At 55.8% G+C, this 13,359-nt stretch carries 12 protein-coding genes; 7 read left to right on the top strand and 5 right to left on the bottom strand.

Annotated features, from left to right (window positions below; all coding sequences use genetic code 11):
- Together map and radC are read left to right on the top strand one after the other, a co-directional pair.
- A complete protein-coding gene (gene map / locus GGE09_RS01590; protein WP_309743186.1) occupies positions 1-855 on the top strand; it encodes a type I methionyl aminopeptidase in 855 nt (284 codons plus the stop codon).
- A gap of 38 nt (positions 856-893) precedes the next feature.
- Positions 894-1,652, top strand: a complete 759-nt coding sequence (gene radC / locus GGE09_RS01595) for a DNA repair protein RadC (RefSeq protein ID WP_309743188.1) — start codon at positions 894-896, stop codon at positions 1,650-1,652.
- 72 nt (positions 1,653-1,724) lie between these two features.
- Here the strand turns inward: radC and GGE09_RS01600 are convergent, their stop codons facing one another.
- From GGE09_RS01600 to secA, 3 genes are all read right to left on the bottom strand, one after another.
- Positions 1,725-3,251 (bottom strand): phosphate ABC transporter substrate-binding/OmpA family protein, encoded by a 1,527-nt coding sequence (locus tag GGE09_RS01600; RefSeq protein ID WP_309743190.1) that lies wholly within the window; start codon positions 3,249-3,251, stop codon positions 1,725-1,727.
- Positions 3,252-3,266: 15 nt separating this feature from the next.
- Positions 3,267-4,451, bottom strand: coding sequence for a hypothetical protein (locus tag GGE09_RS01605; protein WP_309743192.1), 1,185 nt, complete (start codon positions 4,449-4,451; stop codon positions 3,267-3,269).
- A 202-nt stretch (positions 4,452-4,653) separates the two neighbouring features.
- Positions 4,654-7,509 (bottom strand): preprotein translocase subunit SecA, encoded by a 2,856-nt coding sequence (gene secA / locus GGE09_RS01610; RefSeq protein WP_309743194.1) that lies wholly within the window; start codon positions 7,507-7,509, stop codon positions 4,654-4,656.
- Between the two features lie 254 nt (positions 7,510-7,763).
- Here secA and GGE09_RS01615 point away from each other — a divergent pair, with 254 nt between their 5' ends.
- The 3 genes from GGE09_RS01615 to GGE09_RS01625 are packed head-to-tail and all read left to right on the top strand — an operon-like array spanning position 7,764 to position 10,365.
- A complete protein-coding gene (locus GGE09_RS01615; protein WP_309743196.1) occupies positions 7,764-8,603 on the top strand; it encodes a peptidylprolyl isomerase in 840 nt (279 codons plus the stop codon).
- Positions 8,604-8,623: 20 nt separating this feature from the next.
- Positions 8,624-9,970, top strand: coding sequence for a bifunctional glutamate N-acetyltransferase/amino-acid acetyltransferase ArgJ (gene argJ, locus GGE09_RS01620; RefSeq protein ID WP_309743198.1), 1,347 nt, complete (start codon positions 8,624-8,626; stop codon positions 9,968-9,970).
- Positions 9,967-10,365 (top strand): (deoxy)nucleoside triphosphate pyrophosphohydrolase, encoded by a 399-nt coding sequence (locus GGE09_RS01625; RefSeq protein ID WP_309743199.1) that lies wholly within the window; start codon positions 9,967-9,969, stop codon positions 10,363-10,365. Before argJ ends, GGE09_RS01625 begins: the two co-directional genes overlap by 4 nt.
- Here the strand turns inward: GGE09_RS01625 and hemH are convergent.
- Together hemH and GGE09_RS01635 are read right to left on the bottom strand one after the other, a co-directional pair.
- Positions 10,360-11,403 (bottom strand): ferrochelatase, encoded by a 1,044-nt coding sequence (gene hemH / locus GGE09_RS01630; RefSeq protein ID WP_309743201.1) that lies wholly within the window; start codon positions 11,401-11,403, stop codon positions 10,360-10,362. The two genes, GGE09_RS01625 and hemH, sit on opposite strands and share 6 nt — an antisense overlap.
- Positions 11,404-11,451: 48 nt before the next feature.
- Positions 11,452-12,282: a methyltransferase domain-containing protein gene (locus GGE09_RS01635; protein WP_309743203.1), complete on the bottom strand. Its 831-nt coding sequence runs from the start codon at positions 12,280-12,282 to the stop codon at positions 11,452-11,454.
- Positions 12,283-12,296: 14 nt separating this feature from the next.
- Between GGE09_RS01635 and GGE09_RS01640 the strand changes: the two genes are divergently transcribed.
- Entirely contained in the window at positions 12,297-13,061 is a 765-nt protein-coding gene (locus tag GGE09_RS01640) for a ComF family protein (protein ID WP_309743205.1), read from the top strand.
- A gap of 38 nt (positions 13,062-13,099) precedes the next feature.
- A complete protein-coding gene (gene grxC / locus GGE09_RS01645) occupies positions 13,100-13,357 on the top strand; it encodes a glutaredoxin 3 (protein WP_309743207.1) in 258 nt (85 codons plus the stop codon).
- Positions 13,358-13,359: the final 2 nt, after the last annotated feature.

A 13,359-nucleotide genomic window follows, 5' to 3' on the forward strand; every position in this document is an offset into this window, starting at 1 on the left:
GTGGAAGGACGCCAAGCCCCAAGGCTCAATAAAGACGGTATCACCATTCATTCGAGCGAGGAATTCGAAGGAATGCGCCGCGCTGGCCGACTGGCCGCAGAAATCCTCGACATGATTGCGCCCCATGTGGTGCCGGGTGTGAAACTGGACGAGTTGGACCAGATTTGCCATGATTTCATGATCGCCAACGATTCAATTCCGGCGACGCTGGATTACAAAGGCTATCCGAAATCATCCTGTATTTCGGTGAACCATGTGGTCTGTCACGGTATTCCGGGGGGCAAGATCCCCATGTGGAAGAACGACAAACACAAACGCACCGATGATACGTTGTTTGACGGGGATATCCTGAACATTGACGTGACCTGCATTCTGGATGGCTGGTTTGGCGATAACTCACGAATGTATGTGGCAGGCACGGCGAAACCCTATGCGGATCGCCTGATCCAGGTCACCCATGACGCGCTGATGATCGGCATTGAGCAGGTCAAACCCGGCAATACCTTCGGGGATATTGGCGCTGCGATCCAACGCTACGTTGAAGCACAGGGTTGTTCCGTGGTGCGCGATTTCTGCGGTCACGGTCTGGGCCGTGTGTTCCATTCGCCACCAAACGTGCTGCATTATGGCCGCTGGGGCAGTGGCCCCGTGCTGGAAGAAGGCATGTTCTTTACCATCGAACCGATGGTCAATCTGGGCCGCCCCGAAACCAAGGTTCTGGCCGATGACTGGACCGCGATCACGCGGGATAAGAAACTGTCAGCGCAATTCGAACATTCGCTAGGGGTTACAGCCGACGGGGTGGAAATTTTCACCGAATCTCCCGCAGGTTTATTCTACCCGACCCAGCCCTGATTCATCACTGATTAACCATTCGCGTTCAGATTGGGCCTATGTCCCAGTCTAAACGCGCCTTTGGTGAACAGCCCCAATTAGATTTCACAGTGGTTGACCCCGCCGCCCCGTTTGACCGCGCCAGCCCCGAATTCAGCAAAGACCACCGCAAACGCCTGCGCGAAAGATTCATGCGCGCAGGGGCTGTGGGGTTAAATGAATACGAACTCCTCGAACTGATCCTGTTCCGCGCCATACCACGGCGCGATGTGAAACCATTGGCCAAACGGCTGATGGCACGGTTTGGCGATATCAACCGCGTGATCTCTGCCCGCCCCGCGCTACTGTTGGAAATTGACGGCGTGGGCGAAACCGTGGTGCAAGAGCTAAAGATTATTGAAGCTGCGGCCCATTCCTTGGCCCAGGCCAAGGTGCTGAACACCGATGTTCTGTCCAGTTGGTCTGCGCTGATGACCTATTGCAAAACCGCAATGGCGCACCGCGAAACCGAACAATTCCGCATCCTGTTTCTGGATCGTAAAAACGTGCTGATCGCCGATGAACCGCAACAACAAGGCACCGTCGATCACGTCCCCGTCTACCCGCGTGAGGTTGCAAAACGCGCGCTGGAACTGAATGCCAGTGCGCTGATCCTTGTGCATAATCACCCTTCGGGCAATCCCGAACCCTCACAAGCGGATATCGACATGACGCTTCTGGTGGAACAGGCATTGCAAGCTATTGGCGTCACTGTTCATGACCATGTGATTATCGGCGCTGAAACCGACAGCAGCTTTCGCGCTTTGGGATTGCTTTGATCCCCTCAGCGCTTCTTTTGAGCAGAAATACCTCGGGGGTACGGGGGCAGCGCCCCCGTTATTCAGATGATGTTATTCAGCAGGCGTTTGTGTCGGCGTTTCCGCCTGATCCTTCACCCAAACCTCGACACGCCGGTTGATCTGCGCATCCGCTGCAGTGTCTTCACAAACCAATGGTGACGCCTCGCCATAGCCGAGAATGCGGAAATCCACGTCCGCAAGCGATCCATCCGGTGCCGCCTTGATCAAAGCCGCTTTCACCGCATCCGCACGTTTTTCCGACAGGGATTTATTCTGCCGCGCGCGTCCATCCCCATCCGAAAACCCCATCAAATACACGATCTTATCCGCGTAATTTCCAAGGATCAGCCCCGCGGCCAAAGACTCGGCATTTTCACGGGATTGGGCATCAAGGCGGGTTGATCCTGCCTGAAACCGAAAGGTTGCTGACAGCCGTTTTGCGCCAGACATGATAGAGGTCATTTCACGCACATCGGCCAAAGGCACTTCTTTGCCGATGATCATCATGGAATTGGCCAGCCGCTGCCCTTGGGAATCCAGCCCGCGTGTGGCGATGCCCATATCGGCATAGCCCAGATCCGCGACCACAGCTTGGGCCTGCTCGCTGCGCAGGAATTCCAGAAACTCGCGTGCGAACAAAGGCAGGCGTTTGGCGGGGCGCGCCACAGACAACGCATAGGTCATCGGGTAAGACCCTGATTGCAGTGTGAAAACTTGCGCCGTGTTGTGCATTCCACAAGATCCGCGCAACCCCATGGCGTGGGCTGTGCGCAGGCTGGAAAACGGCAGAACCGCAATTCCGAAAGGATCATTCGCCACCACATCTGCCATATCTTTCATCCGCGCATGCTCTTGCACCATAACCCCTGCCGCAGGGGCCAGACCAAGCGCTGCCACATGGGCCTGAAAACCGCTATCGCCTGTGGACACATGCAGCGTAATGGTAGAATCCCCCGCGCCCAACTCTTTCCAGTTGGTGATTGTGCCAGCCAAAACCCCGCGCAACTGATCCATGGTGATGGCATCCACGGGATTTACATCGGATGTGGCAATCACGACGGCATCCAGCCCGATCACCTGCGTGTGGGACGGATCAGGGGAATCAAGGGTCGAAAACACCAGCGTATCCGTGCCATCCTTTAGCGCTGCATAGGGCGTATGGGTTGCGGGTGTGATCAATTGCACCTCGGCCAGGGGGCCAGCCGCTTCAGAGCTTACGATCATGGTTTGCGCCCCTTGTGCGCCAGTGGCAATTTCCACGTCACCACCTTGATAAAGCGCGAAGGCTTCGATCAGGGCTTGGGCTGCGGGGCCATCGCTGACCACGCTGAATGTTGCGGTTGTATCTTGGGCGGTGGGGCAGCCCGCGCCAGCACAGCTTACGGTGCGGGCATCCACAGTCAGAGGGCCGAATTGGGTATCGACCTTGTAAAACTCTCCGTCAAATTCCAGCAGCTTGCCTTCGACGGTCAAATCGCCTGATTTGGCGGATAAGATAACCTCTTGCGCCGCCAGCACTGTCGGACTCGCCAGAAAAAATGCCGCTAGAATCCATCGGCATAGCTGTGAACTGCTCATGAAGGCCCCCGTTGTTTACTTGCGGGCTACCTTCATGTCTTTCAGCGCGTTTTTCAACAGAAGACTGGATTGAAGCGTGCCACATTCGGGCAAACGCAGGGATAAGGTGTTGGTCGCAGCGCCGCTGTTCACCTGATGGGTGGCCGTTTTCACGTTCAGGGTTTTGCCACAGGCGGACTCGCCGCGCAGGGTTTCGATGCCAAAACTGACGATCTGGGCCTGTTCTGTGGCGCGCAAAGGCAGGGTATAGACTTGGGCCAATTCGGCATCTTTCAGGTCCGGGTTGCCCAGCACCGTCAAATACCCGCCACCATCCATACGCGAGGCAGCAAAATCGCGGGCGTTCAGGCGCCAGATGTGGCCCGTGTCACCGATCCGCGCACCGTTTTGAAAAGCGTGCAGGAAGGTGTCATTTTCGCCGTCCCAAGAAATACCAACCCGCTCCAGCGTGGACAGACCCGCAATATAGGCGCCCACAGTGGATTGTGTGCCATCTGCCAGTTCCACGTCAAACCGCGAAAATTCAGCAAATACCGGAACTTTCAGTTCCAGATGGCCAGTGGCGTCCAGTTGCTCTTTGAATTGCAGACCACCGTGGCGGATGGTGACGGCCACATTGGGATGGCAGGGCGCTGTCAGCTTCAGCTTGACCCGAGCGCCAAAAATCGGTGTCGCCCGCAGGTCAAGCGCGCAGCTGACCTGTGGTGTAAGCGGGATGCGCATGAAATCAGTGGTATCCGACGCGGTGGCAGGCACGCCGCGAGCGATTTTGGAAACCTCCGGGGCGGGGACCGTTGCAATGGCCCGCGTCAGAACGATGTCACGAAAATCGGCAGGTGTGGCCAGTTCAGGAGCACCGTCCAGCACCGCAATGGTGATCACGTCAGCACCCGCATCCGATTGTGTGCTGCGGGTAGCAGGCTCTACCGAAGCGAAAATCATCTGATCGACGGCGGGCGTTTGCGTCGCCTCGCGTGGCAGGATTTCTGGGGTGATGCGCGGCGGGGCGTCATAGGTCACAAGGGACGGGAAAATGTCGCTGGCGGTGGGAATTTGCGGCGCGGCCATGTTGGCGGCCACGGTCAGATTGGGCTGGTAGCCTGTGTCACCGTGATCGCCCAGCAGTAAACTTGCAGCGGCACCACCAATGGCCAGAACTGCGCCTGTCGCCAATGTAAGAAGTCTGTCGTTTAAAGCCATGATCGCCTCGATAAGTTTTGAACTTATCTAAAATTAGCGAACAATCTGGGCGGCTTTGAGCGATCAAAAGGGTAGTTTACGGGCTATTTTGCCCCATTCGATTCGCGGTTTCTGGTTTGGAATCTGGCGAATCTTTGGCGTTTGGCGGGATTCAGGGGGGTGGCGGGGCAAAATGACATTGTCCCGCCACAAACTGTCATATTCAGAGTTTTCCGTGACATTGTTTGAACTTGTTTCCGCTTCCACAAGGGCAAAGCGAATTGCGTCCGGGATTACCCCAGGTTGATTGATCGTTCTCATCAAACGCCACGGCGGACGCTGCTGATTCGATTTCCGCTTGGGGCGCAGCCGCTGCATCCGCCGGATGAGAGGCCATCGCCGCAGCTTGGGCAGCTTGCGCCGCCTGTGCTTCGGCCTGCATCTGGGCGATGATTTCGTTACGCTCTTCCTCGGTCATCATCCGCACATGGCCCAACTGGCTGGTGACACCCGCCCGCAGGCTTTCCAGCATGCCTTCGAACAGGGTGAAGGATTCTGTTTTATATTCATTCAACGGATCGCGCTGGGCATAGCCACGGAACCCGACGACAGAGCGCAGGTGTTCCAGTGTGACCAGATGTTCACGCCAGTTCTTGTCGATGGTTTGCAGCAGGATTTGCTTTTCGATGTTGCGGAATTGTTCGGCCCCGAAATCCACAACCTTTTTGGCCATGAATTTGTCGGCTTCCTTGCTGATCCGTTCCCGCAGGTCGGCATCATCAATGCCTTCCTCATTCGCCCATTCGATGATCGGCACGTCGATGCCAACATGTTCGATCACCTTGCCATACAGGCCCTCGGTGTCCCATTGATCGGGATAGGATTTGGCGGGAATACATTCGTCCACCAGATCGTCAATCACCTGATCGCGCATGTCTTTGACGGTTTCCGACAGATCGTCGGCTTCCATGATTTCAAAGCGTTGGCCAAAGATGGCCTTACGCTGGTCGTTCATCACATCGTCAAACTTCAGCAGTTGTTTGCGGATGTCAAAGTTGCGGCCTTCGACCTTGGCTTGGGCTTTCTCCAGCGATTTGTTCACCCAAGGGTGGATGATCGCCTCACCCTCGGACATGCCCAATGTGCCGAGCACTTTGTCCAGACGTTCAGAGCCGAAAATCCGCATCAGGTCGTCCTCAAGGGACAGGAAGAAGCTGGATTTGCCCGGATCACCCTGACGGCCAGAGCGCCCGCGCAGCTGGTTATCAATGCGGCGGCTTTCGTGCCGTTCGGTGGCCAGAACAAACAACCCGCCCGCGTCGAGCGCGGCTTGTTTGTCGGTGACGACCTCGGCTTCGATGCGGGTGCGGATTGCGACGGGATCAGCGTCGTCGCCAGCGGCTTCGATTGCTTGAAGGACGCGCATATCCACGTTGCCGCCCAGTTGGATGTCTGTGCCGCGGCCCGCCATATTGGTCGCAATTGTCACAGCGCCCGGTTTCCCCGCATCCGCCACAATTCCAGCTTCCTGTTCGTGGAAACGGGCGTTCAGCACGTTGTGGGGGATGCCCTCTGGCAGGTCCGCCAGTTTATCAATGGCATCCGCATCGGCGTTGAACTTGATCTTGTTTTCTTCTTTTTTCATCTCACCCGCGCGGGCGCGCAGATGGGCGGCGATCTGTTTCAGCAGCGCGTTGTCTTTCAGCAGGCTGGACAGATATTCGGATTTTTCGATGGAAGTCGTCCCCACCAGCGTGGGCTGGCCTTTGACATAGGCTTTGGCGATTTCCTCGACGATGGCCGTGTATTTTTCTTTGGCCGTGCGATAGATCGCATCGTGTTCGTCGATCCGCGCGATGGGTTTGTTGGTGGGAATTTCCACCACACCCAAGCCGTAGATTTCAGCGAATTCTTCAGCCTCGGTCAGGGCTGTACCGGTCATGCCAGCCAGTTTGTCATACAGGCGGAAATAGTTTTGAAAGGTGACAGAGGCCAGCGTGACGTTTTCAGGCTGGATACTTACGCCCTCTTTCGCTTCAATCGCCTGATGCAGGCCGTCGGACAGGCGACGGCCTTGCATCATGCGGCCGGTGAATTCGTCAATCAGCATCACATCGCCGTCTTTGACGATGTAATCTTTTTCCCGCTTGAACAGCACATGGGCGCGCAGGGCGTTGTTGACGTGGTGCACCAAAGTTGTGCTTTCCGGATCATAAAGGGACGTGCCCTCTTCCATCAGCCCTTGGGCGAGGAACTGTTGTTCCACGTATTCATTGCCCTCTTCGGTCAGAACAGCCGTGCGGGCTTTTTCGTCGATGGTGTAATGTTCTTCCACCAGGGACGGAATCAGTTGGTTCACTTTGATGTATAGATCAGAGCGGTCCTCTGAGGGACCAGAGATAATCAGCGGTGTCCGTGCTTCGTCGATCAGGATCGAGTCTACCTCATCCACAATCGCGAAAAAGTGATCGCGTTGGGCGATCTGGGACAGTTCCGATTTCATATTATCGCGCAGATAATCAAAGCCCAATTCATTATTGGTGGCATAGGTGACATCGGCGTTATAGGCGGCGATTTTTTCTGCTTCGGGCATGTTGGGAACAACAATCCCGGTGGTCATGCCTAGGAAGGAATAGACCTGATCCATCCATTCCGCATCGCGCCGCGCCAGATAATCATTCACAGTCACAACATGAACACCGCGCCCTGCCAGCGCGTTCAGATACACAGGCAGGGTGGCCATCAGCGTTTTACCTTCACCGGTTTTCATTTCTGAAATATTGCCCCGGTGCAGGAAAATACCGCCGATCAGCTGAACATCAAAGGGTCGCAGCCCCAAAGTGCGCTTTGCGGCCTCGCGTGCGTTGGCAAAAGCCTCTGGCAGCAGCGAATCCAGCGTTTCACCGCCTTTGAACCGTTCCTTGAATTCTTCGGTCTTTGCCTTGATCCCGTCATCACTGAGAGCAACGAAATCGGGCTCCAGTTCATTGATCTTGGCGACAATCGATTTCAGCGATTTGATCTTGCGATCATTCGGTGAACCGATGATTTTCTTCGTAATTGTGCCCAAGCCCAGCATACCTGCTCCGTATATTTTATACGCCGCACCCGTGGCGGCAAAAAACTGACGTGACTGTGAAAGAACGTGTCAAAGCCTGCCTTGTGGCGGGATCGCTGTCAGCGTAAAGGTGCTGCCACGCCGGAACGTCCTTGCATTCATGCCAGATTGGCATCTAAGCGGGTCTGTTGGCACTGTCAACGTTGCCCCCCAAATCAGGCAACACAATTACATTACGTGCCTGATGGAAAACAGGCCACTACAGGAGCAAGATCATGAAACTTTCACGTCTATTTGCCGCCTCATCCATTGCTGTGATGATGGCAACCGTAGCCCCTGCACAAGATGCGCCGACAGCTGACACCGTTCTGGCGACCGTCAACGGACAAGACATTACTGTGGGCCATGTGATCGCCCTGACCAAACGTCTGCCCGAGCAATACCAGCAATTGGACGACGAAAACCTGTACAAAGGCGTGTTGGACCAGTTGATCCAGCAAACAGCCCTGTCCACTGGTGTTGATGTGACGAAAAAGGCGATTGCGGTTGCCATTGAAAACGAAACACGCGCGCTGCTGGCCTCGGAAACGCTGACACAGATTGAAAACGATGCTGTGACAGATGAACTGGTTCAGGCCGAGTACGACGCAACAATCGGTGAAGCCCCTGCGACCACGGAATACAAAGCCTCGCACATCTTGGTAGAAACCGAAGAAGAAGCCAAAGAACTGGTTCAGCTTTTGAAAGATGGCGCAGATTTTGCGGAAACTGCGAAAGAGAAATCCACAGGCCCATCCGGTCCAAACGGTGGCGATCTGGGCTGGATGGCCAAGGGTCGCACGGTTCCTGAATTCGAAAACGCTATGATTGCGCTGGAAGCGGGTGAAATTTCCGACCCAGTGCAATCACAATTCGGCTGGCACATCATCAATCTGGTGGAAACCCGCGAGGCGCCGAAGCCTACATTGGATGAAGTCCGCGCTGAAATCGAAGACCAACTGAAAACCAAAGCGGTTGCCGCCTATATGGAAAACATCGAGTCCGAGGCAGATATCAAACGGGTTGAAATTGAAATTGATCCGTCCATTATCCGCAGCACAGACCTGTTGGATTAATTAACGCACCAAGGTGACACATGGCGAAATCTACGGCAAAGCTGAAACGTAAAGTCAGTAAGTTAAAGAAGAAAATCAAGGGATTGAAGGCAGATCTGCAAGACGGATCAACCACGTCATCAATCTCTCCTCTTGCGCCTGTTGGCGGGTTTCCGGCTTTGCCTGACATCGGCGGCGTGACCTTCGCCGCCGGTGCTGCGGGGGTAAAATACAAAAACCGCACCGATGTGATGCTGGCCCATATTGCGGCTGGCAGCGCGGTTGCTGGGGTGTTTACCCGCTCTTCTACACGATCCGCGCCTGTGCTGGATTGTCAGGCGAAACTGGCGGATTTGCAGAAAACCGATCTGGTTGCGGATGCGTTGGGGGTTGTTGTTAACTCTGGCAACTCCAATGCCTTTACCGGCCAAGTGGGGGCAAAATCGGTTGATTTTGTCTGCGCGGCGGCGGCTTCTGTTTTGAAAACAGACGCTAAAAATATTCTGACATCTTCAACCGGTGTGATCGGGCAACCGCTGCCCCACGACCGGATCGCCGATATTCTGGGTGAATTGTCGCAAAACCTGTCCCCGTCCAAAGGGGCAGATGCAGCAGCGGCGATTATGACCACGGATACCTTCCCCAAAGGCGTTGTGGCCTCGGTTGAACTGGACGGTAAGACGGTGAATATTTCCGGCTTTGCCAAAGGGTCTGGCATGATTGCGCCGGATATGGCGACTATGCTGGTCTATCTGTTCACCGATGCAGCGGTAACGTCATCGGCGTTTCAGGCGATGATTTCAGCCCATAACAAGACCACTTTCAACGCAATTACAGTGGACAGTGACACATCCACATCTGACACGCTGCTGGCTTTTGCCACAGGCGCGGCAGGCAATGTGCAGATCACCGATGCAGACAGTGTGCAGGGTCAAAAACTGGGCGCAGCGCTGCATGGTGTCATGCGTGATCTGGCCCATCTGGTGGTGAAAGACGGCGAAGGGGCTACAAAATTCATCGAGGTCGCGGTCACCGGGGCCGCTGACGATGCTTCGGCGCAGATCGTGGCGCTGGCCATCGCCAATTCCCCGCTGGTGAAAACCGCTGTGGCAGGCGAAGACCCGAACTGGGGCCGCGTTGTCATGGCGGTTGGCAAATCAGGTGAACCCGCCGACCGCGATAAAATTGCCATCCATTTTGGCGATATTCTGGTGGCGGAAAACGGCTGGGTGTCCCCTGCCTATACCGAACAACAAGGCGTGGATTACATGAAGCAGCAAGACCTGCGGATTGCCACGGATTTGGGCATCGGGTCGGGGTCTGCTACGGTTTGGACCTGCGACCTGACCCACGGATATATCACAATTAACGCTGATTACCGGTCATGAAGACCCTTTTGGTAAGTGCGGTCGCCCTGATCGACAAGGACGGCCGCGTGTTGCTGGCCCAACGCCCCGAAGGCAAATCGCTGGCAGGGTTGTGGGAATTTCCGGGCGGTAAGGTCGAAGCGGGGGAAACCCCCGAACTGGCCCTGATCCGAGAGTTAGAGGAAGAACTGGGCATCAACACATGGGCCAGTTGTCTGGCCCCGCTGACCTTTGCCAGCCACAGTTATGATGATTTTCACCTGCTGATGCCCCTGTTTGCCTGCCGCAAATGGGAAGGCATTCCTACGCCGCAGGAAAATCAGGTGCTGAAATGGGTTAAGCCCAACCACATGGGGGAATACCCTATGCCGCCCGCTGACATTCCCCTGATCGCCACGCTGCGCGACCTGTTATAACCAACCGCTGGTTTCCCGCTTGATGATTTCCGCCATCATTTCAATGTGATCGGGGCGGTCGTTCAGACAGGGAATATAAGTAAAGGTTTCGCCGCCAGCTTCGATAAAGGCGTCTTTGATTTCCTCGTTGATCTCTTCCAGTGTTTCCACACAGTCCGATGAAAACGCAGGCGCCATGATGGCGATGTTCTTTTTACCTTCGCGGGCCAGCCGCGCCACGTCTTCAACCGTGTAGGGCTGCAACCAGTCTTCGGGTCCAAATTTTGATTGAAAGGTCAGTTGGATTTTATCCGTGGACCAGCCCAATTCCTCGCGTAGCAGGCGCGTGGTTTTCTGGCAGTGGCAATGATAGGGGTCGCCCTCGGTCAGGTAACGCACAGGAACGCCGTGATAGGATGTGACCAGCACATCGGGTTCCACATCCAAGTTGGCGTAGGTTTCTTTCACGGTGGCGGCCAATGCTTTAATATAAAGCGGGTTTTCAAAATACGCTGGCACTGTACGAACCGAAGGCTGCCATTTGATTTTCATCAAAGCGCGGAAGGCGTGGTCGTTTGCGGTGGCTGTGGTAGGGGCGGAATACTGTGGATAAAGCGGGAAAAACACGATCCGGTCACAGCCTTTGGCCTGCATGTTTTCAATCACCGATTGGGTGGACGGATTACCGTACCGCATACAAAAATCCACCTCAACCTTATCGCCGTAAGTGTCTTTCAGGGTCTTTTCCAACGCCAGATACTGATCCCGCGTTGTGGTCAGCAGCGGGCTTTCGTTGCGTTCGTTGTTCCAGATGCTGCGATACGCCTCGCCTGATGAAAAGGGGCGTTTGGTCAGGATAATCAATTGCAACAAAGGCTGCCATTTCCACGGCGCATAGTCGATGACGCGGCGATCCGACAGGAATTCGCCCAGATAGCGGCGCATGGACCAGTAATCGGTGCCGTCCGGCGTGCCGAGGTTTGAAATAATCACCCCAACCTTTCCGAAACTTACGGGCGGATGATCGGCGGCGGCGTTGGCTGGCTTTTGTGCGGTCATGATGTCTCTTTCTAATCCTGTGCGCAGGTAACGCAAAGGCGGATGCGATCAAGTCTTTTTCGGCAGAGCGGGCAGTTCTGTCACACCCAGCGCATCGGCCAGACGGGTCTGTGCCGATCCGGGCCGCAAGGGTTTCTGCTGGGTTTCAGAGGGCGACCAGCCCGTTAGAAACGCCAGTTCGAAGGTGGCCATCATCCGACCGTCCTGTTGATAGTCTTGGGCGTAAATCTGCGCCATTCGGGTAAATATATCCCGACGCGACAGGGATTTTTCGCGGGCATTCATCACGTTGGTTTCCCCCATCGCCCGCAATTCGCGCATCAGGTGCCACGGGGTTTCATAAGCAACGCGCAGAGGTTCAATATCAGCAACGGGCAGCCCATAGCCCGCCCGTTGCAGCAGTGCCCCCAAAGCCCGCAGTTCCGCCATTGGTGCCACACGCGGGCTGATGCCGCCGCGCAGTTCGGATTCAGCCTTGGTCAGGGCGTGGCGCAATTCGTTCAGGGTTTCGCCCGCAAACATCACCGCAATCATCAGCCCGTCGGGGCGCAAGGCGCGGCGCATCTGGATCAACTGCCCCACGGGATCAGAGGCCCAGTGCAGCGACAGGCAATGCACGATCAGATCACAGCTTTCCGGTTCCAGATCGAGCACATCCGTATCGGGGATCAAACGGGCCTGTACACCGGTTTGTTGCGCCCAGTAATCGCCTTGCCAGCCAATAAAAACGGGGTCGGTAAACGTTCTGTTAACGTCTTTCAGCCTTTCTGAAACTTCAAAGGCTGCGAACTCATGCAGGAACAGCGCATCCTGTCCGCGCACACGGGCGCGGTGCTGGTGTAATGCTTGGGGATCGAACAAGGCAGGGGTGGGGTCCATCGGGCAATTCTCCTGTGGCAGACCTAACGCCGACGCCCCGAAAGGAAAAGCCCATCCTGCAGTTTGCACAGAAAATCACCCGTTTTGCCTATCCCGCGCGGTGTCTGGCCTGCGGGGAGGAAACGGGGGAGGATAATATGTTGTGCCAAACCTGCTGGCCCGAGGCGTATTTCATCGCGGGTAGCCTGTGCTACACTTGCGGCGTGCCCTTGCATGGCCCTGCCGAGGAAACGGATTTATGCGAATCCTGTTATGCCCACCCCGCGATCTGGGGGCGGGGCCGCGCGGTTGGCCTGTACGAAGGCCCGCTGCGGCGGATGGTTTTGTCGCTGAAACACGCAGATCGTCAGGACATCGCCCATCATATGGCCCGCTGGATGCTGGGGGTCGAGGATGGGATGATCACGTCGCAGACCTGTCTGATCCCCGTGCCGCTGCACTGGAGCAGGATGTTAAAGCGGCGGTTCAACCAATCGGTTCTGCTGGCCAATGCCATCGCGCGGGAACGACCAGTCAGGGTGATTCCAGACGGGTTGCAACGGGTGCGCGCCACCAAACAGCAAAAAGATATGACCCGCGCAGACCGGTTTGAAAACCAGCGGGCCGCGATCCGGCCCCATCCCAACCGCACCAAAATGATCAGGGGCAAGCCGATCCTGCTGATTGACGATGTGATGACCACGGGCGCGACCCTGTCCGCCTGCGCCGAGGCATGTTTTGCCGCAGGTGCCGCCTCTGTGAACGTTCTTGTTTTTGCGCGCGTTGCAAGGCTGGATTAACAGGCTATATATTGTGGCAAACAATATGGAATGCCATGATGCAAAAAGTTGAACTTTATACCACCCCGATCTGCGGATATTGCGCGGCGGCCAAGCGGCTGTTGAAATCCAAATCCGTGTCTTTCGCCGAAATTGACGTGATGTCGAACCCTGCCAAAAAGCCCGAAATGATCAAACGTGCCAATGGCGGGCGGACCGTGCCGCAAATCTTTATTGGCGGCAAACACATCGGCGGGTTTGATGATCTGAACCTGCTGAACCAACAGGGCAAGTTAGACGCGCTGCTGGCCGGATGACC

Origin of the sequence: Roseobacter sp. N2S (assembly GCF_031454055.1) — a bacterium.
In the GTDB taxonomy this organism is placed as follows: Bacteria; Pseudomonadota; Alphaproteobacteria; order Rhodobacterales; family Rhodobacteraceae; genus Amylibacter.

Excerpts from the sequence above, each read along its gene's own strand:
- argJ (WP_309743198.1), top strand. The coding sequence starts at position 8,624 with ATGGCGAAATCTACGGCAAAGCTGAAACGTAAAGTCAGTAAGTTAAAG.
- GGE09_RS01625 (WP_309743199.1), top strand. The coding sequence starts at position 9,967 with ATGAAGACCCTTTTGGTAAGTGCGGTCGCCCTGATCGACAAGGACGGC.
- radC (WP_309743188.1), top strand. The coding sequence starts at position 894 with ATGTCCCAGTCTAAACGCGCCTTTGGTGAACAGCCCCAATTAGATTTC.
- GGE09_RS01615 (WP_309743196.1), top strand. The coding sequence starts at position 7,764 with ATGAAACTTTCACGTCTATTTGCCGCCTCATCCATTGCTGTGATGATG.
- secA (WP_309743194.1), bottom strand. The coding sequence starts at position 7,509 with ATGCTGGGCTTGGGCACAATTACGAAGAAAATCATCGGTTCACCGAAT.
- GGE09_RS01605 (WP_309743192.1), bottom strand. The coding sequence starts at position 4,451 with ATGGCTTTAAACGACAGACTTCTTACATTGGCGACAGGCGCAGTTCTG.
- GGE09_RS01635 (WP_309743203.1), bottom strand. The coding sequence starts at position 12,282 with ATGGACCCCACCCCTGCCTTGTTCGATCCCCAAGCATTACACCAGCAC.
- GGE09_RS01600 (WP_309743190.1), bottom strand. The coding sequence starts at position 3,251 with ATGAGCAGTTCACAGCTATGCCGATGGATTCTAGCGGCATTTTTTCTG.
- hemH (WP_309743201.1), bottom strand. The coding sequence starts at position 11,403 with ATGACCGCACAAAAGCCAGCCAACGCCGCCGCCGATCATCCGCCCGTA.
- grxC (WP_309743207.1), top strand. The coding sequence starts at position 13,100 with ATGCAAAAAGTTGAACTTTATACCACCCCGATCTGCGGATATTGCGCG.